Origin of the sequence: Pseudomonas sp. NPDC087804, from assembly GCF_044742965.1 — a bacterium.
GTDB lineage: Bacteria > Pseudomonadota > Gammaproteobacteria > Pseudomonadales > Pseudomonadaceae > Aquipseudomonas > Aquipseudomonas rustica.
On record NZ_JBIUVN010000036.1, the window covers coordinates 26,654 to 50,232 of the forward strand.

The 23,579-nt window shown below is 59.4% G+C and carries 23 protein-coding genes, 1 other RNA gene and 1 pseudogene; 4 read left to right on the forward strand and 21 right to left on the reverse strand.

The window, feature by feature from the left end:
• Positions 1 to 4 precede the first annotated feature (4 nt).
• The 14 genes from ACIOMO_RS25805 to rsmI form a co-directional block, all read right to left on the reverse strand.
• Positions 5 to 979, reverse strand: coding sequence for a D-alanine--D-alanine ligase (locus ACIOMO_RS25805; RefSeq protein ID WP_159815072.1), 975 nt, complete (start codon positions 977 to 979; stop codon positions 5 to 7).
• Positions 976 to 2,436, reverse strand: coding sequence for a UDP-N-acetylmuramate--L-alanine ligase (gene murC, locus ACIOMO_RS25810; protein ID WP_053123636.1), 1,461 nt, complete (start codon positions 2,434 to 2,436; stop codon positions 976 to 978). The genes ACIOMO_RS25805 and murC overlap by 4 nt, the downstream gene beginning before the upstream one ends.
• Positions 2,429 to 3,499 (reverse strand): undecaprenyldiphospho-muramoylpentapeptide beta-N-acetylglucosaminyltransferase, encoded by a 1,071-nt coding sequence (gene murG / locus ACIOMO_RS25815; RefSeq protein WP_401244302.1) that lies wholly within the window; start codon positions 3,497 to 3,499, stop codon positions 2,429 to 2,431. The genes murC and murG overlap by 8 nt, the downstream gene beginning before the upstream one ends.
• Positions 3,489 to 4,706: a putative lipid II flippase FtsW gene (gene ftsW / locus ACIOMO_RS25820; RefSeq protein ID WP_053123640.1), complete on the reverse strand. Its 1,218-nt coding sequence runs from the start codon at positions 4,704 to 4,706 to the stop codon at positions 3,489 to 3,491. The genes murG and ftsW overlap by 11 nt, the downstream gene beginning before the upstream one ends.
• Positions 4,703 to 6,049 carry a UDP-N-acetylmuramoyl-L-alanine--D-glutamate ligase gene (murD, locus tag ACIOMO_RS25825; RefSeq protein ID WP_159815074.1) on the reverse strand — a complete coding sequence of 449 codons (1,347 nt, stop codon included), beginning with the start codon at positions 6,047 to 6,049 and terminating at the stop codon, positions 4,703 to 4,705. Before murD ends, ftsW begins: the two co-directional genes overlap by 4 nt.
• 5 nt (positions 6,050 to 6,054) lie before the next feature.
• Positions 6,055 to 7,137: a phospho-N-acetylmuramoyl-pentapeptide-transferase gene (gene mraY / locus ACIOMO_RS25830; RefSeq protein WP_008082775.1), complete on the reverse strand. Its 1,083-nt coding sequence runs from the start codon at positions 7,135 to 7,137 to the stop codon at positions 6,055 to 6,057.
• Positions 7,137 to 8,504 (reverse strand): UDP-N-acetylmuramoyl-tripeptide--D-alanyl-D-alanine ligase, encoded by a 1,368-nt coding sequence (gene murF / locus ACIOMO_RS25835; protein WP_400652403.1) that lies wholly within the window; start codon positions 8,502 to 8,504, stop codon positions 7,137 to 7,139. Before murF ends, mraY begins: the two co-directional genes overlap by 1 nt.
• Positions 8,497 to 9,960, reverse strand: a complete 1,464-nt coding sequence (locus ACIOMO_RS25840) for a UDP-N-acetylmuramoyl-L-alanyl-D-glutamate--2,6-diaminopimelate ligase (protein ID WP_401244306.1) — start codon at positions 9,958 to 9,960, stop codon at positions 8,497 to 8,499. Before ACIOMO_RS25840 ends, murF begins: the two co-directional genes overlap by 8 nt.
• Positions 9,960 to 11,699, reverse strand: coding sequence for a peptidoglycan D,D-transpeptidase FtsI family protein (locus ACIOMO_RS25845; RefSeq protein ID WP_400652408.1), 1,740 nt, complete (start codon positions 11,697 to 11,699; stop codon positions 9,960 to 9,962). The genes ACIOMO_RS25840 and ACIOMO_RS25845 overlap by 1 nt, the downstream gene beginning before the upstream one ends.
• The gene (ftsL, locus tag ACIOMO_RS25850) at positions 11,699 to 11,992 is read right to left on the reverse strand and encodes a cell division protein FtsL (RefSeq protein ID WP_053123650.1); all 294 of its coding nucleotides are present in this window, start codon (positions 11,990 to 11,992) and stop codon (positions 11,699 to 11,701) included. The genes ACIOMO_RS25845 and ftsL overlap by 1 nt, the downstream gene beginning before the upstream one ends.
• Complete coding sequence (gene rsmH / locus ACIOMO_RS25855) at positions 11,989 to 12,936, reverse strand: 16S rRNA (cytosine(1402)-N(4))-methyltransferase RsmH (RefSeq protein WP_401244308.1); 948 nt, start codon at positions 12,934 to 12,936, stop codon at positions 11,989 to 11,991. The genes ftsL and rsmH overlap by 4 nt, the downstream gene beginning before the upstream one ends.
• Positions 12,933 to 13,388: a division/cell wall cluster transcriptional repressor MraZ gene (gene mraZ / locus ACIOMO_RS25860; protein WP_008147486.1), complete on the reverse strand. Its 456-nt coding sequence runs from the start codon at positions 13,386 to 13,388 to the stop codon at positions 12,933 to 12,935. The genes rsmH and mraZ overlap by 4 nt, the downstream gene beginning before the upstream one ends.
• A 402-nt stretch (positions 13,389 to 13,790) precedes the next feature.
• An RNA gene (gene rnpB, locus ACIOMO_RS25865) (RNase P RNA component class A) lies at positions 13,791 to 14,144 on the reverse strand.
• Positions 14,145 to 14,217: 73 nt separating this feature from the next.
• Positions 14,218 to 15,123: a 16S rRNA (cytidine(1402)-2'-O)-methyltransferase gene (gene rsmI / locus ACIOMO_RS25870; protein ID WP_159815078.1), complete on the reverse strand. Its 906-nt coding sequence runs from the start codon at positions 15,121 to 15,123 to the stop codon at positions 14,218 to 14,220.
• A 177-nt stretch (positions 15,124 to 15,300) separates the two neighbouring features.
• Here rsmI and ACIOMO_RS25875 point away from each other — a divergent pair, with 177 nt between their 5' ends.
• The 4 genes from ACIOMO_RS25875 (at position 15,301) to ACIOMO_RS25890 (ending at position 18,747) form a co-directional block, all read left to right on the forward strand.
• Complete coding sequence (locus tag ACIOMO_RS25875) at positions 15,301 to 17,112, forward strand: penicillin-binding protein activator (RefSeq protein WP_401244311.1); 1,812 nt, start codon at positions 15,301 to 15,303, stop codon at positions 17,110 to 17,112.
• On the forward strand, positions 17,112 to 17,474 hold the full coding sequence (locus ACIOMO_RS25880) for a YraN family protein (RefSeq protein ID WP_053123656.1): 363 nt from the start codon (positions 17,112 to 17,114) through the stop codon (positions 17,472 to 17,474). Before ACIOMO_RS25875 ends, ACIOMO_RS25880 begins: the two co-directional genes overlap by 1 nt.
• Positions 17,475 to 17,578: 104 nt before the next feature.
• Positions 17,579 to 18,172: a phosphoheptose isomerase gene (locus ACIOMO_RS25885; protein ID WP_008082788.1), complete on the forward strand. Its 594-nt coding sequence runs from the start codon at positions 17,579 to 17,581 to the stop codon at positions 18,170 to 18,172.
• Positions 18,169 to 18,747 carry a BON domain-containing protein gene (locus ACIOMO_RS25890; RefSeq protein WP_007917023.1) on the forward strand — a complete coding sequence of 193 codons (579 nt, stop codon included), beginning with the start codon at positions 18,169 to 18,171 and terminating at the stop codon, positions 18,745 to 18,747. The genes ACIOMO_RS25885 and ACIOMO_RS25890 overlap by 4 nt, the downstream gene beginning before the upstream one ends.
• 294 nt (positions 18,748 to 19,041) lie before the next feature.
• Here ACIOMO_RS25890 and ACIOMO_RS25895 read toward each other — a convergent pair whose 3' ends face one another.
• The 7 genes and pseudogenes from ACIOMO_RS25895 to rplM all read right to left on the reverse strand — a co-directional run.
• Complete coding sequence (locus ACIOMO_RS25895; protein WP_053123658.1) at positions 19,042 to 19,455, reverse strand: ClpXP protease specificity-enhancing factor; 414 nt, start codon at positions 19,453 to 19,455, stop codon at positions 19,042 to 19,044.
• 16 nt (positions 19,456 to 19,471) lie between these two features.
• Positions 19,472 to 20,089 carry a glutathione S-transferase N-terminal domain-containing protein gene (locus ACIOMO_RS25900; protein WP_047303097.1) on the reverse strand — a complete coding sequence of 206 codons (618 nt, stop codon included), beginning with the start codon at positions 20,087 to 20,089 and terminating at the stop codon, positions 19,472 to 19,474.
• A gap of 147 nt (positions 20,090 to 20,236) precedes the next feature.
• On the reverse strand, positions 20,237 to 21,016 hold the full coding sequence (locus tag ACIOMO_RS25905) for a cytochrome c1 (RefSeq protein WP_159815079.1): 780 nt from the start codon (positions 21,014 to 21,016) through the stop codon (positions 20,237 to 20,239).
• Positions 21,016 to 22,227, reverse strand: coding sequence for a cytochrome bc complex cytochrome b subunit (locus tag ACIOMO_RS25910; RefSeq protein ID WP_016985147.1), 1,212 nt, complete (start codon positions 22,225 to 22,227; stop codon positions 21,016 to 21,018). The genes ACIOMO_RS25905 and ACIOMO_RS25910 overlap by 1 nt, the downstream gene beginning before the upstream one ends.
• Entirely contained in the window at positions 22,227 to 22,820 is a 594-nt protein-coding gene (gene petA, locus ACIOMO_RS25915; RefSeq protein WP_401244314.1) for a ubiquinol-cytochrome c reductase iron-sulfur subunit, read from the reverse strand. The genes ACIOMO_RS25910 and petA overlap by 1 nt, the downstream gene beginning before the upstream one ends.
• Positions 22,821 to 23,089: 269 nt before the next feature.
• Positions 23,090 to 23,482: a 30S ribosomal protein S9 gene (gene rpsI, locus ACIOMO_RS25920; protein WP_008080273.1), complete on the reverse strand. Its 393-nt coding sequence runs from the start codon at positions 23,480 to 23,482 to the stop codon at positions 23,090 to 23,092.
• 14 nt (positions 23,483 to 23,496) lie between these two features.
• Positions 23,497 to 23,579 (reverse strand): annotated as a pseudogene (gene rplM, locus ACIOMO_RS25925) (50S ribosomal protein L13); the annotation flags it as partial.

Genomic DNA, 23,579 nt, shown 5'->3' on the forward strand with positions numbered 1-23,579 from the left:
GGTCTTAACCTCGCGCCTCTTGAGTGACTGCGCCTTCAACACTGGCGGCCAGAATGGCCAGTACCAGTTGCTGGAAATCCAGACCGGCAGCACGGGCCGCCATCGGCACCAGACTGTGATCGGTCATGCCCGGTGCGGTGTTCACTTCCAGGAACCAGAACTGCCCGTCGGCGTCCTGCATCACGTCCGCCCTGCCCCAACCGGCAATCCCCAGCGCCTCACTGGCCTTGGCCGTGAGATCCATGAGTTCCTTTTCCTTGGCGGCATCCAGCCCGCACGGAATGCGGTACTGGGTATCGTTGGCGATGTACTTGGCGTCGTAGTCGTAAAACGTGTGCGGTGTACCCAGGGCGATTGGAGGCAACACCTGGTCACGCAGGGTGGCGATGGTGAACTCCGGACCTTGAATCCATTGCTCAACCAACACTTGCGAATCGTAGGTACTGGCCGCTTTCCATGCGTCGATCAACTCGGACGCAGAACTCACTTTGGCCATCCCGATACTTGAACCTTCATGGGCCGGTTTGACGATCAAAGGGAAGCCCAGTTCCGTCGCCGCAGAAATACAATCGGCTTCGCTGCACAGCACGGCGTGACGCGGCGTCGGAATCCCGAGGCTGTGCCAGACCTGCTTGGTGCGCAGTTTGTCCATCGCCAGTGCCGAGGCCAGAATGCCGCTGCCGGTGTAGGGAATGCCGGCCACTTCGAGCAGGCCCTGCATGGAGCCGTCTTCACCGCCACGGCCGTGAAGAATGATGAAGGCGCGGTCGATTTTTTCACTCAGCAGACGTTGCAGAATGTCGGCGCCAACGTCGATACCGAACGCGTCCACACCAGCGCTCTGCAGCGCATCGAGAACGGCGTTACCGGATTTCAGCGAAACCTCACGCTCGGCACTCAAGCCGCCGAAGAGCACGGCGACGCGGCCGAAGTCTTTCGGCGCGATGGTGGAGAACAGGTTGGCATAGGCAGCAGTCATTTCAACTTCCCCTCGACCGACGCCGCCACGGCGCCAGCGAACAATTCACTTTTCAACAGCTTCGGCGCGAGACCGCCGATATCACCCGCGCCCTGGCACAGCAGGATGTCGCCGGCACGCAACAGCGGCTTCACCAGCGGTGCCAGATCAACGCCACGCTCGATGTAGATCGGGTCGAGCTGACCGCGCTGGCGGATGCTGTTGCACAGCTTGCGGCTGTCGGCGCCCGGGATCGGCTCTTCGCCGGCCGGATAAACTTCCATCAGCAGCAGCACGTTGGCGTCGGCCAGTACATTGACGAAATCGTCGTACAGGTCGCGGGTGCGGCTATAACGGTGCGGTTGATACACCATCACCAGACGGCGTTCCGGCCAGCCACCGCGTACGGCTTTGATCACGGCCGCGACTTCGGTCGGGTGGTGACCGTAGTCGTCGACCAGCATCACGTGGCCGCCGTCCACCGGCAGTTCGCCGTAGACCTGGAAGCGTCGACCGACACCCTGGAAACCCGACAGGCCCTGAACGATGGCTTCATCGCTGACGCCCTCATCGGACGCAATGCAGATGGTCGCCAGCGAGTTGAGCACGTTGTGATTGCCCGGCATGTTCACGGAAACGTCCAGCGGCTCGCGGTCAGGGCGCAGCACGGTGAAGAAGGTCTGCATGCCTTGCTGACGCACATTGATCGCGCGGACGTCAGCGTCTTCGCTGAAGCCGTAGGTCACGGTCGGACGTTTCACCAGCGGCAGGATTTCGCGCACGACCGGGTCGTCCAGGCACATCACGGCCAAACCGTAGAACGGCAGGTTGTGCAGGAACTCGACGAAGGTTTTCTTCAGTTTGTTGAAGTCACCGTCGTAGGTCGCCATGTGGTCGGCGTCGATGTTGGTGACCACGGCCACCAGCGGTTGCAGGTGCAGGAAGCTCGCGTCGCTTTCATCGGCTTCGGCGATCAAGTAACGGCTGGTGCCGAGCTGGGCATTGGTGCCCGCAGCATTCAGACGGCCACCGATGACGAAGGTCGGATCCAGACCACCGGCGGCGAACACCGAAGCGATCAGGCTGGTAGTGGTGGTTTTGCCGTGCGTACCGGCGACGGCGATGCCGTGGCGATAGCGCATCAGCTCGGCGAGCATTTCGGCCCGCGGCACTACTGGAATACGACGCTCAAGGGCGGTCGCGACTTCCGGGTTAGAGGTGTTCACAGCGCTCGACACTACCAGTACATCGGCGGTCGCGGCGTTCTCGGCACGGTGGCCGATGAAGATCTGCGCGCCGAACGATTCCAGACGCTCGGTCACCGGCGAAGCTTTCAGGTCGGAACCGGACACTTCATAGCCCAGGTTCAACAACACTTCGGCAATACCGCACATGCCCACGCCGCCGATACCGACGAAGTGGATGCGACGGATGCGGCGCATTTCCGGTTGCGGCATGGCTTTCTGATTCTCAACCATGGGCCACCTCCAGACAGGTATCGACCACGCTACGGGTGGCATCGGGTTTCGCCAGACGGCGGGCCGCTTGGGCCATATCTTCGAGTCGTTGCGGTTGCATCAAGACCTCTGTCAGGCGCGCGGCAAGATCCGCGGCACCAGTCGTTCTTTGCGGCATCAGGAAGGCTGCACCTTCACGGGCCAAATAATCGGCGTTGCGGGTCTGGTGATCGTCGATCGCGTGGGGCAAAGGCACCAGCATCGAGGGCAGACCGGCGGCAGCCAGCTCACTGATGGTCAACGCGCCTGCGCGGCACACCACCAGGTCGGCCCAGCCATAGGCTTGGGCCATGTCTTTGATGAACGGCTGCACCTGCGCTTCGACGCCGGCGGCGCGATAGCGCTCTGCAGTCACTTCATCGTGGTTTTTGCCGGCCTGATGAAACACTTCCGGGCGCAAATCGGCAGCGACTTGGGCCAGGGCTTCAGGCAGCAATTTATTCAACGGTTCTGCGCCAAGGCTTCCGCCAAGGATCAGCAAACGCGCTTTGCGACCAGCCAGAGCCGGGCGCGATGTTTCGAGGAACAGCTCGCTGCGCACCGGGTTTCCGGTGGTACGGCGGGTGTCCGACAGAGTAAAGGTGTCGGGGAACGCTTCACACACCCGGGCGGCGAACGGCACCAGCAACCGATTGGCGGTGCCGGCCACAGCGTTCTGCTCGTGAACGATCACCGGCACACCGGCCAGTTTCGCGGCAAGACCACCAGGGCCAGTCACATAACCACCGAAGCCGACCACGCACACTGGTTTCAACTGGCGAATGATCGCCCGCGCCTGCCACACTGATTTCAGTAGCATGAACGGCGCCTTGAGCAGCGACAGCTTGCCCTTGCCGCGCAGACCGCTGGCGTTGATGCGGTGCAGTTCCAGCCCTGCGCCCGGCACCAGTTCGTTTTCAATTCCGCGTGGCGTGCCGAGCCAGTGCACGGTGTAGCCGCGCACCTGAAACTCGCGGGCACAGGCCAGCGCCGGGAACACGTGGCCACCGGTACCGCCGGCCATGATCAATACGTTAGCGCCCATGATTCGGCTCCTCAGCGAAGTCGCTCTCATGGAATTCCATTTCTTCACTGCCCAGGTGGGTTCGACTCTCCCACTCGATCCTCAATAACAAGCCGAGGCAGGCACAGCAGATCACCAACGAACTGCCGCCGTAACTGAGGAACGGCAAGGTCAGACCCTTGGTTGGCAGCAGGCCGACGTTCACCCCGATGTTGATCAGGAACTGACCAATCCACAGGAACGACAAGCCGTAGGCCACATAAGCTGCGAAATACTGTTTGGCTTTCTCCGCCCACAAGCCGATGTACATGCCGCGAATACACACGAACACGAACAGGGCCACGGTGCACAGCGAACCGACCGCGCCCAGCTCTTCAGCGAGAACCGAGAACACGAAGTCGGTGTGCGCTTCCGGCAGGTAGAACTGCTTCTGCACGCTGTTGCCCAGACCCACGCCGAGCCATTCACCGCGACCGAAGGCGATCAACGCTTGCGACAGTTGATAACCAGCGCCGAACTGGTCAGCCCACGGGTCAGCGAAGTTGGTCAGACGCGCCATACGATACGGCTGCATCTGAATCAGCAGCACCACCGCCCCGACCGCCAACACCACCATCAGCGAGAAACGGAACAGCCCGACCCCGCCAAGGAATAGCATTGCCGCCGCAGCGCCCATCATCACGACGGTGGCACCGAAGTCCGGCTCCATCAGCAACAGGCCAGCCATCGGCAGCAGCACGATGAACGGCTTGAAGAAGCCCATCCAGCTCTCGCGCACTTCTTTCTGACGCCGCACCAGATAACCGGCGAGGTAGATCACCACGAATACTTTGGCGATTTCGGACGGCTGCACGTTGAAGAAGCTGAAACCGATCCAGCGCATCGAGCCGTTCACTTCTCGGCCGATGCCGGGGACGATCACCATCACCAGCAAACCGAACGCGCCGAGCAACATCAGCCAGCCGAGGCGCTGCCAGGTAGCAATTGGAATCATCATGGTGATGACACACGCGCCCAAACCCAGCACCACATATATAAGGTGGCGAATCATGTAATACAGCGGACTGCCCGACTGCGCCGCCGCCACTTCGGTGGACGCCGAGGCGATCATGATCAAACCGAGACCGAGCAGCGCCAGGCAACCGGCGAGCATCGGGAAATCGAGGTCGATACCGCGCCCGGTGATGATCGGCGACGGATACGGTTTGATGATATTGCGCAGGCTCATGCCAATTCCTCCACAGCGCGGACGAACTGGTGACCACGGTCTTCATAATTCTTGAACATGTCGAAACTGGCGCAGGCTGGCGACAGCAGCACCACGTCACCCGGCTGGGCAGCGGCGCGGCATTGCGCGACGGCATCGACCAGCGAGGTCGCGCGAATCAGTGGCACGGCATCACCGATGGCGGCGCCGATCTTGTCGGAGTCGCGGCCCATGAGGATCACGGCGCGGCAGTTGGCCGCCACCGGATCATGCAGGTCGTTGAATTCGGCACCCTTGCCATCGCCACCGGCGATCAGGATGACCTTGCCGTCGATGTCCGCGCCCAAGCCTTCGATCGCAGCCAGTGCGGCGCCGACGTTGGTGGCTTTGGAATCGTTGTAGTAAGCCACGCCGTCGAGATCACGCACCCACTGGCAACGGTGTTCGAGACCGGCGAAGTTGCGCAGCGCCGCGAGCATCGCATCGAACGGCAGGCCGACCGCATGACCGAGTGCCAGCGCCGCGAGGGCGTTGGACTGGTTATGCGCGCCACGAATCTTCAATTCGCGCACTGGCATCAGGTTTTGGAATTCGAAGGCCAGATACTTCTCGCCGTCTTCTTCGCGGATACCGAAGGCTTTGAAATCGGGTTTGGTCAGGCCGAACGTCCAGCATGGCTGGCCTTCGCCCATCAGCGGACGGCTCAGTGCATCCTGACGGTTGACCACGAACTGCTTCGCGCCCCGGAAGATCCGGTGCTTGGCCAGGTGGTAAGCCGGCAGGCCGCTGTAGCGATCCATGTGGTCTTCGCTGATGTTCAGCACGGTCGCCACTTCAGCGTTGAGCTGGTCAGTGGTTTCCAGCTGGAAGCTCGACAGCTCCATCACGTACAGCTCGATGTCGTCGCTGAGCAAGTCCAGCGCCGGGGTGCCGAGGTTACCGCCGACGGCGACGCGTTTGCCCGCCGCAGCCGCCATCTCGCCGACCAGGGTGGTGACGGTGCTTTTCGCGTTGGAACCGCTGATGGCCACGATCGGCGCCTGCGCGTTACGCGCGAACAGCTCGATGTCGCCGGACAGTTTCACGCCACGGGCCGCAGCGGCTTGCAGGGCCGGGGTCGCCAGTGCCAGGCCGGGGCTCACGTAGAGCTCGTCGGCACGGCAGAGGAATTCGACGTCCAGCTCGCCACAACGCACTTCCACGTGCGGATAGTCACGCTTGAGCGTGGCCAGTTCCGGTGGATTTTCCCGCGTGTCCGCCACGGCAAACGACGTGCCCCGGTTCGCCAGGAAGCGAACCAGGGACATGCCGCTCTTGCCGAGGCCGACAACGATGCGGAAGTGGTCAGAAGCGATCAGAGACACTCGTTCTACCTCAGCTTCAGGGTGGCAAGGCCAACCAGCACGAGAATCACGGTGATGATCCAGAAACGGACAATCACGCGCGGCTCGGGCCAGCCCTTGAGTTCAAAGTGGTGGTGTATCGGTGCCATGCGGAACACACGGCGACCGGTCAGCTTAAAGGACGCAACCTGAATGACGACTGACAGGGTTTCCATCACGAACACGCCGCCCATGATGAACAGGACGATTTCCTGACGGACGATCACCGCGATGGTGCCCAGTGCCGCGCCGAGTGCCAGGGCACCGACGTCGCCCATGAACACTTGCGCTGGATAGGTGTTGAACCAGAGGAAGCCCAATCCGGCGCCAATCAGCGCGCCGCAGAACACGATCAGTTCGCCCGCGCCCGGCACATAAGGGATCAGCAGGTATTCAGCGAATTTCACGTTACCCGACAGGTAGCAGAAGATGCCCAGGCCGCCGCCGACCATCACGGTTGGCATGATCGCCAGACCGTCGAGGCCGTCAGTCAGGTTGACCGCGTTGCTCGAACCGACGATCACAAAATAAGTCAGCACGATGAAACCGAGGCCCAGCGGAATGCTGTAGTCCTTGAGCATCGGCAGGATCAGCGTGGTTTCCACCGGGGTGGACGCGGTCATATAAAGGAAGATCGCTGCGCCAAGGCCGAACACCGACTGCCAGAAATACTTCCAGCGGCTCGGCAAGCCACGGGAGTTCTTCTCGATGACTTTGCGGTAATCGTCGACCCAGCCGATGGCGCCGAACAGCAGGGTCACCAGCAACACAGTCCAGACGTAGCGGTTGCTCAAGTCAGCCCAAAGCAACGTGCTGACGCCGATCGAAGACAGAATCAGTGCGCCACCCATGGTCGGGGTGCCCGACTTGGACAGGTGCGATTGCGGGCCGTCGTTACGCACGGATTGACCGATCTGACGGTTCTGCAGGGTGCGGATCATCCACGGGCCATAGCACAGCGACAAAACCAGCGCGGTCAGCACACCGAGGATCCCGCGCAGGGTCAGGTACTGAAAGACCGCGAAGCCTTTGTAGAACTGTTGCAGATACTCCGCTAGCAGCAGCAGCATTAATGTTTCTCCAGACTGGATCCGCACAGAGCCGCAACGATGTTTTCCATCGCTGCACTGCGCGAACCCTTGATCAAAATAGTGGTGTTTGTGTCCTGCTCGGCGTCGAGGGCCTGGATCAGCTCGGCTTGCGTGCCGAAGTGATGCGCCTGTTCACCGAATGCGTTGACGGCGTGAACCATGTTTGGCCCGACGGCGTAAAGCGCGGAAACCTTGCCCCGGGCGTACTCGCCCACGTCGCGGTGCCCCTGCTCCGCCCAATCGCCCAACTCGCCGATATCCCCGAGCACCAGGACGGTGCGGCCGGAAAAGCCGGCGAGTATATCAACGGCCGCGCACATCGAGGTGGGGTTTGCGTTGTAAGTGTCATCGATCACGCGCATGCCGTTCTTCGCCAGTTGCGCGACGGTGCGACCCTTGACCGGTTGCACCGCGCCAAGGCCGGTGGCGATGCCGAACAGCGACACGCCCAAGGCGTGCGCGGCAGCGGCGGCGGCCATGGAATTGGCGACGTTATGGGTGCCGAGCAGGTTCAGTTGAACGCGCTCGACACCTTCAGGTGTGTGCAGATTGAAGGCCGGGCAACCACGGGCATCGGTGGTCAGGTCGCTTGCGTAAAAGTCCGCCTGCGTGTTGCTCAGGGCAAAGGTCAACACCTTGCGACCGGCAGCGCGGGTCTTCCAGATACCGAAAGCCTTGTCATCGAGGTTGAGCACGGCGATGCCATCGGCCGCCAGCCCTTCGATGATTTCGCCTTTGGCTTCGACGATTTTTTCCGGGCCGCCGAACTCACCGACGTGAGCGGTGCCGGCATTGTTCAGAATCGCTACGTGCGGCTTGGTCAGCCCGACGGTGTAGGCGATTTCACCCAGACGCGAGGCGCCCAGTTCGATCACGGCCGAGGTGTGTTCCGCGGCCAGTTCGATCAAGGTCAGCGGTACGCCGAGGTCGTTGTTCAGGTTGCCGCGAGTCGCCAGCACCGGGCCGCGCGTGCGCAGAATGCTTGCGAGCATTTCCTTGACCGTGGTTTTGCCGCTGGAACCGGTCACCGCCGCTACAGGCTGAGTAAACGCGGCGCGATTCAAGGCGCCCAACTGGCCGAGGGCCTGACGGGTGTCCTTGACCAGCAATTGCGGCAAGGTGCTGTCGGCGACTTCACGCTCGACCAGCGCAGCCACCGCGCCTTTGGCGGCGACGTCATTCAAATAGTCATGACCGTCGAAACGCGGGCCGGTCAGCGCAATAAACAGTTGGCCTGGCTGGATCGCACGGCTGTCGATGCTGACGCCGTCGAAGCTGGCATCACCGGCGATCAAACGGGCATCGAGGGCGTTAGTCAGTTCGCTGAGTTTCAGGGCCTTAAGCATGGGCCACCTCCCAAGCGGTCAGGGCGTGATCAGCCTCGACCAGGTCGGAGAAAGCGTGGCGTTCGCCGTTGATTTCCTGATAGTCCTCGTGACCTTTACCGGCCAGGACGATCACGTCATCGGCCGACGCGCCGGCAATCAGTTGCGCAATCGCCTGACCACGGCCGGCGACGAAGGTGACTTTATCCACAGCCGTGAAACCGGCGCGGATGTCGTCGAAAATCACCGCTGGGTCTTCAGTGCGCGGGTTGTCGTCGGTGACCACAACCTGATCAGCCAGACGCTCAACCACTTCGGCCATCAACGGACGCTTGCCGCGATCACGATCACCGCCGCAGCCGAACAGGCACAGCAGTTGACCTTTGACGTGCGGGCGCAGCGCGGTCAGAACTTTTTCCAGTGCGTCCGGGGTGTGGGCGTAATCGACCACCACCAACGGTTGCGTGCCACCGCCAAGACGCTGCATGCGTCCGGCCGGGCCTTCGAGTTTCGGCAGCACTTTGAGAATTTCGTCGAGCGCGTAATCCAGACCGAGCAATGCGCCGACCGCAGCAAGGACGTTGCTCAGGTTGAAGCGACCGAGCAGCGTGCTGCGCAGATGATGTTCGCCCTGCGGCGTGACCAATGTGGCGCGCACACCGTGGTCGTCGAACTGCGCTTCGCGGCAATACAGATAGGCGCTGCTGTCGAGCAGGCTGTAGGTGATCAAACGCGACTCACGTTTTTCAGCGGCCAGTTGCCGGCCAAAATCATCGTCGAGGTTGACCACGCGGCACTTCAGATCATTCCAGGCGAACAGCTTGGCCTTGGCCTCGGCGTACGCCTGCATGGTGCCGTGATAATCCAGATGATCACGGGACAGGTTGGTAATCACCGCGACGTCGAACGCCAGTGCAGTGACGCGCCCCTGATCCAGACCGTGGGACGAGACTTCCATGGCCACGGCTTTGGCGCCAGCCTTTTTCAGGTCGCCCAATGTCGCTTGTACGGCAATCGGGTTCGGCGTGGTGTGCAGACCGCTTTCCAGTGCGCCATAGAAGCCGGAACCCAGCGTGCCGACGATGCCGCAATGCTGGCCGAGCAAATCCAGCGCCTGCGCAACCAATTGGGTCACGCTGGTCTTACCGTTGGTGCCGGTCACGCCCACCAGGTTCAGGTGATGACTTGGCTCACCATAAAAGCGTCCGGCGATGTCCGACAGTTGTGCAGCCAGGCCTTTGACCGGAATCAATGGCACGTCAGTGATCGGCAGCACAGTGGCGCCTTCGACTTCATAAGCTACAGCGGCAGCACCGCGTTGCAATGCATCAGCGATGTGCGCACGGCCATCGAATTTGCCGCCCGGCACGGCGAGGAACAGATCGCCAGCGCGTACGTTACGGCTGTCCAGCGCCAATTCACGGATCAACAGATCGTGGCCGGCGTGGGGGAATATCTTGTTCAGACTTAATGACATCAGCCGCGCCCTCCATTGGCTTTCAGCGGTATGACCGGGGTGGCGTTGGCCTGTTGTGTCGCCGGCAGATTGTCCGGGGTCACGTTCATCAGACGCAGGGTGCCGGACATCACACGGCTGAACACTGGCGCCGATACCAGACCACCGAAGTAGCCGGCCTTGCTTGGTTCGTCGATCACCACAACGATGGCGTAACGCGGATCGCTCATCGGGCCGAAACCGGCGAACAGCGAGCGATAGGAGTTTTCGGCGTAGCCCTTGGTGCCCACCGATGTTTTACGTGCAGTACCCGACTTGCCGGCCACGTGATACGCCGGCACCTGCGCACGGAATACACCGCGCGGTGCTTCGATCACTTGGGTGAGCATGCCTTGCATGGTTTTCGCGACGGCTTCCGGCAGCACTTGCGTGGTCTGCGGCGGCTTGTCGGTTTTGATCAGGGTCAGCGGCGCGAGACGACCATTGTTGGCCAGCGCCGAGAACGCGTGCACCAACTGAATCGCGGTCACGGAAATACCGTAGCCGTAAGACAGGGTTGCTGTTTCAGCCTTGCGCCACTCGCGGTAGTTCGGCAGGTTGCCGACGCGCTCGCCCGGGAAGCCGAGGCCGGTGTCCTGGCCGAGGCCGACTTTCTGTGCGAGGCGATAAATGGTTTCGCCGCCGATATCGAACGCGACCTTACTCATGCCGACGTTACTGGAATTGATCAGGATGCCGGTCATGTCCAGCACCGGACCTTCGGTTCTCGAAACGTCTTTGATGGTGTACTTGCCAATCTGCAAAGTACCCGGATACACCTCGACGGTGTCGGTCGGTTTCCAGCGGCCGGATTCGATCGCGGCGCTCATCGAGATGGCTTTCATGGTCGAACCCGGCTCGAACACGTCGATCATTGCGCGGTTACGCATCATCGCCGGTTGCAGGTTGCGACGGTTGTTCGGGTTGTAGGTCGGCTGGTTGACCATGGCGAGGATCTCGCCGGTCTTCACGTCCATGATCACCAGACTGCCGGCCTTGGCGCCGTTTTCGATGATTGCGTTACGCAGCTCGCGGTTGGCCAGGTATTGCAGACGCAGGTCAATGGACAACGCCAAGGGCTTGCCGGCCTTGGCGTTTTTGGTGACCTGGACATCCTTGATCAGCCGACCGCGCCGATCCTTGATGACCTGCCGTTTGCCCGGCACACCGGCGAGCCATTCGTCGTAGGCGAGTTCGACGCCTTCACGACCGTGGTCATCGATGTCGGTAAACCCGACCATGTGCGCAGTGACTTCACCGGCCGGATAGAAGCGGCGGAATTCTTCGATGCCGTAAACGCCCGGCACTTTCAGATCAAGCACAGCCTGACCCTGCTCGGGGGTCAGCCCGCGCACCAGGTAAATGAATTCTTTGTTGGCCTGAGCTTCGAGACGCTCGGTCAGGGCTTTCGGATCCTGACCCAGAGCTGCCGCCAGTGCCGGCCATTTCTCTTTGGCCGACTGCATTTCCTTGGCGTTGGCCCACAGGGTGGTCACCGGCGTACTGACGGCCAAAGGCTCGCCGTTACGGTCGGTGATCAGACCACGGTGAGCCGGAATCGGGATGTGACGCAGACTGCGTGCGTCGCCCTGACCTTTGAGGAAGTCACGGTCAACCACTTGCAGGTCGATGATGCGCCAGCAGATCGCCGCAACCATTATGCCGAGCAGCGCCACCATCAGGCGGAAGCGCCACGGGAAGAGTGCGCCTTCGAGTTTCATCATGGCGCCACCATCTTCACGTCAGCCGCGCCCGGAATGTGCATTTTCAATTGTTCGCTGGCCAGCACTTCGATCCGGCTGTGCGCGGTCCAGGTGCTTTGTTCAAGAATCAAACGGCCCCACTCGGCCTGCGCCTTGTCGCGCACGCTGAGTTCGTTATAAAGATTGTTGAGCAACTGGCGGTTCCAGTGCGCGCTGTAAGACACGCCGATGGCCGACACGAGCACGCCGATAAACAGCAGCAGCATCAGAAAGCTGCCGCCAGGCAATGGCTTGGCGAAAAGCTTGCTCACCGCAACTTCTCCGCGACGCGCATGACGGCGCTACGGGAACGTGGGTTGGCTTTGAGTTCGGCGTCGGAGGCCGTCTGCGCTTTGCCATGGACTTTGATTTTCGGTTCAAACGCTACGTGACGAACCGGCAGGTTGCGCGGCAGGTTGTCGGCTTCGCCTTTCACCAGTTTGCGCATGAAGAGTTTGACGATGCGGTCTTCCAGCGAGTGGAAGCTGATTACCACCAGACGCCCACCGATTTCCAGTGCGTCCAGCGCGGCTTCGAGGCCGGCTTCCAGATCGCCCAGTTCGTTGTTGACGTGAATGCGCAAACCCTGGAACGCACGGGTGGCCGGGTTCTTGCCCTTTTCCCACGCTGGGTTGGCGACCTTGAGCACTTCGGCCAGATCGGCGGTGCGCTCGAACGGTGTGACATCACGACGTTCGGCAACGGCGCGAGCCATCCGACCGGAGAAACGTTCTTCGCCGTATTCCTTGAACACCCGGGCGATTTCTTCGGCCGGTGCGGTGTTGACGAATTCGGCAGCGCTGATGCCTCGGGACGGATCCATGCGCATGTCCAGCGGACCGTCGTTGAGGAAACTGAAGCCGCGTTCAGCGTCATCGAGCTGCGGCGAAGAGACGCCGAGGTCGAGCAGAATGCCGCTGACCTTGCCGCTCAGACCCTGCTCGGCAACCACCGAACCGAGCTCGGCAAAGCTGCGCTGCACAACGACAAAGCGGCCGTCTTCGGCCGCTAGCGTTTGCCCGGTGGCAATCGCTTGTGGATCTTTGTCGAATCCGATGAGACGACCATCTGTTCCGAGCTGGCTGAGGATCAGCCGGCTGTGTCCGCCGCGACCGAACGTACCGTCCAGATAGCATCCATCAGGACGTACGGCGAGAGCCTCCACGGCTTCGTCGAGCAGTACGGTGATGTGGTTAAAGCCGCTATCAATAGTCACAGGATCAAATCACGCAGTTCATCAGGCATGGCGCCCGGTTGTTGAATAGCAGCAAGGTCAGCGGCAGATACCGCGTCCCATGCATCCTCGTCCCACAATTGGAACTTGTTCAGTTGGCCTACCAGCATCGCGCGCTTATCGAGCTTGGCGTATTCGCGCAGACGCGGTGGAACCAGAAAACGACCACTGCCATCGAGTTCGAGATCGACGGCATTACCAATCAATAAACGTTGCAGGCGACGGTTCTCTTCGCGAAGCGAAGGAAGTGCGCGCAACTTGGTTTCAATAATTTCCCACTCATCGAGCGGATAGACACACAGGCATGGATCAACGGCATCAATGGTCACGATCAATTGGCCTGAACTACGCGAAACGAGCTCGTCGCGGTACCGGCTCGGCATAGCGAGACGGCCCTTTGCATCGAGACTGATAGCGTTAGCTCCGCGAAACACGTCAGCGTTTCTCCAATTTTTATCGTTTTGAGCTCAAAAAACCCACTTCATGCCACTTTCCGCCACTTGCGCACACTATAGGAATGCGCCCACCACACCGTCAAGGCGCGGAGTAAAGGAAAACCCTTACAGAACGGAGATTTAGGAACATAAAAGGAGGGGTAACGACAAATTGGCGGATAGTTTTGACCAATAACTTGATGCAGCACTGGAAGCTGCGCTCGGAAGTTAAAGTAATTTGTTAAGAGTAAGATTTTTTCGGTATTACAAAAGCGCTTCTGCTGTTGATTGAAGCACGGTGGGAAATGGCTATTACTGCGTTTGCCGCTGCCGGACATTCAGAGCAGGTCTGCTGATATTACACAGCCCTGTTGCTATTGATTCAAGCAGGGAAAGAAAAAGGTGGAGAGTCGATCTGTAAGCCGGGTTCTGTCTTGAACAGTCATTCGTCTACGATGGCCATCACTGGACATCTTTAGCAACCTACCCGGTCCCAGCGCGGGCCACGCCTTGGGACCCTATTTGGTCTTGCTCCAAGTGGGGTTTACCTAGCCACGAACTGTTGCCAGACGTGCGGTGCGCTCTTACCGCACCTTTTCACCCTTACCGGCGCCGAAGCGCTTAGGCGGTTATTTTCTGTGGCACTTTCCGTAGGCTCACGCCTCCCAGGCATTACCTGGCACTTCGCCCTATGGAGCCCGGACTTTCCTCCCCCCCCTAATTTTCATAGAGGGCAGCGACTGTCCGATCGACTCTCCGCCGCGAAGGTTAACGGCAGAGCGCCCGAAGAACAAGCGCTAATAGCCGCAAAACCTGTCTGCGCGACGGGTTACTCGCCCTTCTGTTTCTCCAGCGCGACCTGATACAGCACGTTTTTGCGCTCGCCGGTGATTTGCGCGGCGAGAGCGGCGGCACGCTTGAGTGGCATTTCTTCGAGCAGCAGATTCAGCACGCGCATTGCCTCGCTGCTGACCGCGTCTTCAGACTCCGGCGCCGTCCAGCCCGCCACCAGCACCACGCATTCGCCACGCTGCTGATTGCTGTCGGATTCAACAAACTCGCGCAGTTCAGAGAGCGGCAAGCCTTTAAGCGTCTCGAAAGTCTTGGTGATTTCGCGAGCCAACAGGGCCTGACGCTCACCACCGAACACTTCTTCCATATCCTGCAAACATTCAAGAATTCGGTGCGGAGCTTCGTAGAAGATCAGCGTGCGCGGCTCTTCTTTGACCGCTTGCAGACGCGCCTTGCGCCCGACCGACTTGGCCGGCAAGAAACCTTCAAAGATAAAGCGATCGGATGGCAGCCCCGCCGCCGACAGCGCCGCGATTAACGCGCACGCCCCCGGCACCGGTACCACCGCGATTCCGGCCGCACGGGCCTGACGCACCAGGTGATAACCCGGATCGGAAATCAGCGGCGTGCCCGCATCGGAAATCAGCGCAACGTTGTCGCCCGCCAGCAGACGGGTAATAAAGCGACTACCTTCATCACGTTCGTTATGTTCGTGACAGGCGGCCAGCGGCGTGGAAATACCGAAGTGCTGCATCAGGCGCGCCGAGTGACGAGTGTCTTCGGCAGCGATTAACGCCACTTCACGCAGGATTTTCAGTGCCCGGGCGCTGATGTCGTCCAGGTTGCCGATGGGCGTCGCCACCACATAAAGCGAGCCAGCAGCGGAATTCGGGGAACCTGGAGCAGTCAAAGCGCACACCTCATGATCGGTAAAAGCGGCCATTGTAGCGCGTCACGAGGCTTGCGTTGCGCTCTGCCCGACCACGGTTTTGCACGCTGTAACGCAGCGCCGCAACATTTACTCCAGCTAAATTGACCGTTTCACGCCACTAACATCGCGCCCCGGCCAGTGCTTGGGTACAATTCCACGCTAATTTGATCGAGTATCAGGAACACTTACATGATCGCTTGCCTGCGGCTGTTCACTGCCCTCTGCCTCGCTGCCTTATTGGCGGCCTGCGCCAGCTCCCCTTCCTCCAGCCTTGGCGAACTTCCACGGACTCCGGACGCCAGCATCGAGCAACTGCTCGCGCAGGCCAGCCAGGCGAGTACCCCGGAAAAAGCTGCCCTGTTGCGCCTGAGCGCGGCAGATCTGGCTTACCACCAGGGCGATGCCGGACGCTCCGCGCAAATCCTGCAACAAGTGCCGATGGAGCAACTGAAGCCCGGCCAGCAGATTTTCGCCAGCACGCTGAACGCGGAACTGGCGATGACGCGCAATCAGCCGAAAGCCGCGCTGACCGCTCTGAGCCATCCAAGCCTGCAGCATCTGGGCGAAATGCCTGAAGAGCAGCAAGTGCGCACCGGCACCGTTCACGCCCGCGCCCTTGAAGCCGATGGTCAGACCCTGGCTGCCGCTCGCGAGCGCGTCTTTATCGCGCCGCTGCTGAAGGGCGAAGCCGCCAGCAAAAACCACGAAGCGATCTGGACACTGATTGCCTCGCTGCCAACCGATCAACTGCAAGCCAACACCACCGACGACCTCGGCGGCTGGATGGGCCTGGCACTGGCGGTGAAATCCGCCGGTACGCTGGAACAGCAGCAAGCCGCGATCGACACCTGGCGCGCGCAGAATCCAAAGCACCCTGCTGCGATCAACCTGCCGCAGCCGCTGACCAAACTCAAGGAACTGGCCAGCCAGCCCCTGAGCAAAATCGCCCTGCTGCTACCACAAGATGGCCAACTGGCTGCCGTCGGCAAAGCACTGCGTGAAGGTTTCATGGCGGCGCACTATCAGGCGCAACAGGCCGGACAGAAGCCACCCGCGATCGAGTTCTACGACAGCTCAAAGCTGACCTCGATGGACGAGTTCTACCGCAAGGCTCAGGCTGACGGCGTGCAACTGGTCGTCGGGCCGCTGGAAAAACCACTGGTCAAACAGCTGAGCACTCGCCCGCAATTGCCGATCACCACCCTCGCGCTGAACTACAGCGAAGGCGATCAAGGCCCGGCGCAACTGTTCCAGTTTGGTCTGGCTGCTGAAGACGAAGCCCGCGAAGTGTCGCGCCGCGCCCGTGCTGATGGCCTGCACCGCGCCGCGATCATGGTGCCGAAAGGCGAATGGGGCGACCGCGTCATGCGCGCGTTCAGCCAGGACTGGCAGGCTAACGGCGGCACCATCGTTGCCACCGAGCGCGTTGATCAGCCGGTGCAACTGGCCCAGCAGATCGCCGACATGTTCCAGCTGCGTCAGAGCGAAGCGCGCGCCAAGAGCTTGCAAAACGCTGCCGGCACCAACGTCGCCGCACAGCCTTCGCGTCGTCAGGACATCGAGTTCATCTTCCTCGCCGCCACTCCGCAACAGGCGCAGCAGATCAAGCCGACCCTGAACTTCCAGTACGCTGGTGACGTTCCGGTTTACGCCACCTCGCACGTTTACAGCGCCAGCGGCGACGTCAACCAGTACAACGACATGAACGGCATTCGCTTCTGCGAAACCCCATGGTTGCTGGACAACAGCGACCCACTGCGTCAGCAAGTGGTTGCACAGTGGCCGCAAGCCGCCGGCAGCCTCGGCCGCCTGTACGCGATGGGTGTTGACGCCTATCGCCTGGCCCCGCGTCTGGATCAGCTCAAGGCATTGCCGGACAGCCGCATCGATGGTGAGTCGGGCAGCCTCGGCATGACCCAGACCCAGCGTGTGGTGCGTCAGTTACCTTGGGCACAGTTCGTCAGCGGTCAGGTGCAGCGCCTGCCGGACACCCCGCGCTAATGCCCGACAGGTCACGCTCGCAAAGCGGTAAAGATGCCGAGCGCCAGGCGCTCGAGCATCTGCAACAACAAGGTCTGCGCCTGTTGGCGCAGAACTGGTTTTGTAAACGCGGCGAGCTTGATCTGGTCATGCTTGATGGCGATACAGTAGTATTCGTTGAAGTTCGCTACAGAAAAAACACTCAATGGGGTGGCGCGCTCGCTAGCATCGATGGGCGCAAGCAGCAGAAACTGATTTTTGCCGCACAGTATTTTCTTCAGCGCGAGTCGCGTTGGGCCAATTCCCCCTGCCGCTTCGACGTGGTGGCCATCGACAGCCATCCGAGTCAGCTGAACTGGTTGCAGAATGCTTTCGACAGTTGATCGTCGGCGCTGCAATCCGGACAATCCCACCGACAAATTTTGCTCTTTGCTTTGCGGGCTGCACTTTCATGTGCCGAATAGCCGCGCTACTTAAGGTCACACAGATGGACATGCAATCCCGAATTCGCCAGCTTTTCCAGGCCAGTATCGACACCAAGCAACAGGCGATGGACGTACTTGCACCGCACATCGAGCAAGCCAGCCAGATCATGGTCAACGCCCTGCTCAACGAAGGCAAAATGCTTTCGTGCGGCAACGGCGGCTCGGCCGGTGACGCCCAGCACTTCTCTTCGGAGCTGCTCAACCGCTTCGAGCGCGAGCGCCCAAGCCTGCCGGCCATTGCCCTGACCACTGACACGTCGACGATCACCTCGATCGCCAACGACTACAGCTACAACGAAGTGTTCTCCAAACAGATCCGTGCGCTCGGTCAGCCAGGCGATGTCCTGCTGGCGATTTCGACCAGCGGTAACTCGGCGAACATTATTCAAGCGATCCAGGCCGCACATGATCGCGAAATGATTGTCGTAGCTTTGACCGGACGCGATGGCGGCGGCATGGCCTCTCTGTTGCTGCCCGAGGACGTCGAGATTCGCGTTCCGGCCAATGTCACTGCACGTATTCAAGAAGTCCACTTGCTGGCGATCCATTGCCTCTGCGATCTGATCGACAGCCAACTGTTCGGGAGTGAAGAATGACCCCTAATCGCCTTGGCCTTCTGGCCTTGACCCTGTGCCTTGGCATCAGCGGCTGCACATCGGTGGTGAACGCCAGCCGTGAAGCACCGATCGATGACGACCGTGGCACGCGCACCTTCGGCAGCAAGATCGACGACTCGTTGATTGAAACCAAAGTGGGTGTGAACGTGGCGAAGGCCGACCCGGCGCTGGACAACGATTCGCACATCGTCGTGACCAGTTTCAACGGTGTTGTTCTGCTCGCCGGCCAAACCCCTCGTGCCGACCTGAAAGCCAAGGCCGAACAGGCCGCAGCCGCCGTTCAACGGGTAAAAACCGTGCATAACGAACTGCAGGTTATTCCGCCGTCCGGTTTCCTGGCTCGCCAGAACGACACCTGGCTGACCTCCAAGATCAAGACGCAGATGCTCACCGATGCCAGCATTCCCGGCTCGCGCATCAAGGTCGTGACCGAGAACGGTATCGTCTACCTGCTGGGCCTGCTGACCAAACAGGAAGCCACTCAGGCAACTAACCTGGTGCAGGGCGTTTCCGGCGTACAGAAGATTGTGAAGCTGTTCGAATACATCGACTGATACACCTCTGTGTAGGAGCTGCCGAAGGCTGCGATCTTTTGATCCTGATCTTTTAAAGCAAGATCAAAAGATCGCAGCCTTCGGCAGCTCCTACAGTTTTGAGATGTATATGAAGTTTTGAGATGCGCATGCAGTTTTGAGATGTGTATGCAGATTCGAGATGTGTATGCAGTTTTGAGATGTGTATGCAGATTCGAGATGTGTATGCAGTTTTGAGATGTGTATGCAGATTTGAGATGCATGTGAAGTTTTGAGATGCGCATGAAAAAGGCGATCCATCCGGATCGCCTTTTTTTATTTCACCACTTTCAAACTTGGCCGGCCTGTTGGGCGCGGCGGTTCGCTGTCCGGTGGTGGCAAGTCGTCATCCGACTCGATCTCTTCCTCGTCATCCATCGGCGACTCGAGATCAAACACCATGCCTTGACCGTTCTCCCGGGCGTAGATCCCCAGGATGGCGCCAATCGGCACGTACAAGCTGTGCGGGACGCCACCGAAGCGACCTTCAAAGGTCACCACGTCGTTGTCCATGTGCAAATGCCGTACGGCACTTGGCGAGATGTTCAGGACAATCTGCCCGTCACTGGCGAAACCCTGCGGCACTTGCACCGCCGGGTACTCGGAGTTGACCAGCATGTGCGGGGTGCAATCGTTATCCACAATCCACTCATAGAGCGCGCGAACCAAATAAGGTCGACTGGAGTTCATAGCGGCTCCTTAAGCCTTAGCGCATATCGCGTTCGACACCAGACAGACTCGCCTGGAAAGCCTCACGCGCAAACGAGCGCTCCATGTAATCAAGCAGCGGCTTGGCTGGCCGCGGCAGTTCAATACCCAAAATCGGCAAACGCCAGAGTATTGGCAATAGGCAGCAATCCACCAGACTTTGTTCCTCACTGAGGAAAAACGGCTTGTCGGCAAACAGCGGCGACACGCCCGTCAGGCTTTCACGCAATTCCTTGCGTGCCACGACACGCGCGGCCTCTTTGGACTTTGGATCAAGAATCAGATCCACCAGACCACACCAGTCACGCTGAATACGATGAATCAGCAGTCGACTGTTGGCACGCGCCACTGGATAAACCGGCAACAACGGCGGGTGCGGGTAACGCTCATCCAGATATTCCATCACCACAGTCGACTCCCACAGCGCCAGGTCACGATCGACCAGCGTAGGCAGACTTCCGTAAGGGTTCACCTCAATCAGTTTAGGCGGCTGACGACCAGCTTCCACATAAATGATTTCGGCGCTGACACCCTTCTCTGCAAGCACGATGCGCACTCGGTGGGAATAGTGGTCGGCGGGGTCGGAGTAACAGGCCAACCGATTGGTCACGCCCATGGCGATCCTCCTCGCTTGTTGAAATGATTGGAACCGGAAAAACGCGCGCGCCCAGAGGGCGCCTCCCGCAATATCCGGCGAACCAGACGTTGCGTTATCGGAGGCGCCCTTGGGCGCGCGCGATTAACAGCAATGCTTTGAAGCGTATCAGTGCACGTCTTTCCAGTATTCACGCTTGAGCAGGTAGGCGAACACAAAGAAGAACGCCAGGTACAGCAAGACGTAGGTACCGATGCGCTGATGTTGCAGCTTAACCGGGTTAGCCGAGTAAGCCAGGAAGGTTACCAGATTCTTGACCTTCTCATCGAACTGCTCTTCGTTCAGAGCACCGGATTTCGGCACGATGGTCAATTGATCGCACGCTTCATGAGTCAGCGGCGTACCGGTCAACGGATCATATTGCTTCTTGCCGTCTTCGACGATCTGCACCTGTTTGCAGCCCACCACTTGGCGACCTTGCAGGCCGACCAGTACGTTAGGCATGCCGACGTTCGGGAAGACCTTGTTGTTCACACCCCATGGGCGTGCCGGATCTTCGTAGAACGACTTCAGGTAACCGTAGAGCCAGTCGGTGCCACGCACGCGAGCCACCAACGTCAGATCCGGTGGTGCTGCGCCGAACCAGGTCTTGGCGTCCGCCGGCTGCATGCCGATGGTCATGTGATCACCGATCTTGGCACCGGTGAACACCAGCTTCTCCAGCATCAGTTCGTGCGGCACGCCGAGGTCATCGGCAACGCGCTCGTAACGCTGGAACTTGGCGCTGTGGCAACCCATGCAGTAGTTGGCGAAAGTGCGCGCACCGTCCTGCAAAGCAGCTTTATCGGAGACATCAATGTCGACTTTTTCCAGCTCCGCACCGTGTTCAGCAGCGAACGACAAGACAGGCAACGCAGCAAAAATCAGAGCAAAAAATAACTTTTTCATCAGCCAGTCACCCTTTCCGGAACCGGTTTGGTCTTCTCGAGCCTGGTGTAGAACGGCATCAGAATGAAGTAAGCGAAGTACAGGAAGGTGCAGACCTGCGACAGCAAGGTTCGCTCCGGCGTCGGCGCAAGCACACCGAGAATGCCGAGGATCACGAACGAAATGCAGAACACCACCAGCCAGATTTTGCTCATCCAGCCTTTATAGCGCATCGATTTGACCGGGCTTCGATCCAGCCACGGCAGCACGAACAGAACCGCAATCGCCGCGCCCATGGCGATAACGCCCATGAGTTTGTCCGGGATTGCCCGCAAGATTGCGTAGAACGGTGTGAAGTACCAAACCGGCGCAATGTGCTCTGGTGTCTTGAACGGGTTAGCTTGCTCGAAGTTTGGTTTTTCGAGGAAGTAGCCGCCCATTTCCGGGAAGAAGAACACAATGAAGCAGAAGATAAACAGGAACACCACGACACCGACAATGTCTTTCACGGTGTAGTACGGGTGGAAGGCGATGCCGTCCAGCGGGATGCCGTTTTCGTCTTTGTGCTTCTTGATGTCAACGCCGTCAGGGTTGTTCGAGCCGACTTCGTGCAGCGCCAGAATGTGCAACACCACCAGACCGAGAATCACGATCGGCAGCGCAACAACGTGCAAGGCGAAGAAGCGGTTCAGGGTAATGCCGGAGATCAGGTAGTCACCACGAATCCACTGGGTCAGGTCGTTACCGATCACCGGTATCGCACCGAACAGCGAGATGATCACCTGGGCACCCCAGTAGGACATCTGACCCCATGGCAGCAGATAACCCATGAAGGCTTCGGCCATCAGCGCCAGGTAGATCAGCATGCCGAACACCCAGACCAGTTCACGCGGTTTCTGGTACGAACCGTAAAGCAAGCCACGGAACATGTGCAGATAGACCACGATGAAAAACGCCGAAGCGCCGGTCGAGTGCAACAGACGCAAAATCGAGCCGTACTCGACGTCGCGCATGATGTATTCAACGGAAGCGAACGCTTCTTCTGCCGACGGCGTGTAGCTCATCGTCAGCCAGACACCGGTGACGATCTGATTTACCAGAACCAGCAGTGCCAGAGAGCCGAAGAAATAGAAGAAGTTAAAGTTTTTTGGCGCGTAATACTTGCTGAGATGGTCTTCCCACATTTTTGTCGCGGGAAAGCGCGCATCAACCCAATCCATGAACTTGCTCATCACGCTTTCTCCGTATCGACGCCAATGACAATCAGGTCATCGGTCTCATAGGAATGCGGGGGAACTGGCAGGTTCAAAGGCGCAGGTTGCGACTTGTCGACGCGGCCAGCCCGATCGTAGTGGGAACCGTGGCAAGGGCAGAAATAACCGCCTACCCAGTCTTTACCCAGATCCGCAGGTGCCACTTCGGGACGGAAGGTCGGTGAGCAACCCAGGTGTGTGCAGATCCCGATCAGCAGCAGAATTTCCGGCTTGATCGATCGCACTTCAGGGTCGACATAGGTGGGTTGCGTGGAGTTTTTGGATTCAGGATCGGAGAGCTGGCCCTCGATCTTTTTCAGATTATCCAGGATTTCCTTGGTACGGCGGACAATGAACACCGGCTGGCCACGCCATTCAGCAATCATCTGCTGTCCTGGCTCGACTTTGCTGACATTCACTTTCACCGGTGCACCGGCGGCTTTCGCCTTGGCACTGGGAAACCATGACCCCACGAACGGGACCGCAGCCCCCACCGCTCCTGCAGCACCCACCACGGATGTGGCTGCTACCAAGAAGCGACGCCGGCCTGCATTCACGCCGTCATTGCTCATTCAGTCCTCTCCCATCAGCTTTTGTGGCCTGTCAAATCAGGCATCTACTAAATAAATCAATGTTACTTATAAAAATTTTGCCGAATGGTAATGAAAAGCCCCAATTCTGACAAGGGAATTACCCGGAGCTCTTACCCTCAAGCCTTGCAGTATAGGGGGTCTACGGAAGTGGCAAGTTGTCGCAGCGCAATTCTTTGATAAATCACAGGCATAAAAAAACGCCCGCTTCCGTGAGGAGGCGGGCGTTCTTTTTGAACGTGGAAGCGGAATTAACGCTTCGAGTACTGCGGACGCTTACGCGCTTTACGCAGACCAACTTTCTTACGTTCAACTTCACGGGCGTCGCGAGTAACGAAGCCAGCTTTGCGCAGAGCGCCACGCAGGGTTTCGTCGTAGTCCATCAGAGCGCGAGTGATACCGTGGCGGATTGCGCCAGCTTGACCACTTACACCACCGCCGATCACGGTGACGTAGATGTCGAACTTCTCGACAGTCTCAGTCAGCTCCAGCGGCTGACGAACTACCATGCGGGCAGTTTCGCGGCCGAAGAAGTTTTCCAGCGAACGGTTGTTGATGGAGATGTTACCAGTACCCGGACGCAGGAAAACGCGTGCGGTTGCGGTCTTGCGACGGCCAGTGCCGTAATTTTGAGTCGCCGACATAATGTACTATTCCGTTAAAACTTCAGTTCTTGGGGCTGCTGAGCAGTATGTGGGTGTGCAGCGCCCGCATAGACTTTCTGCTTACGGTAGATGTGGC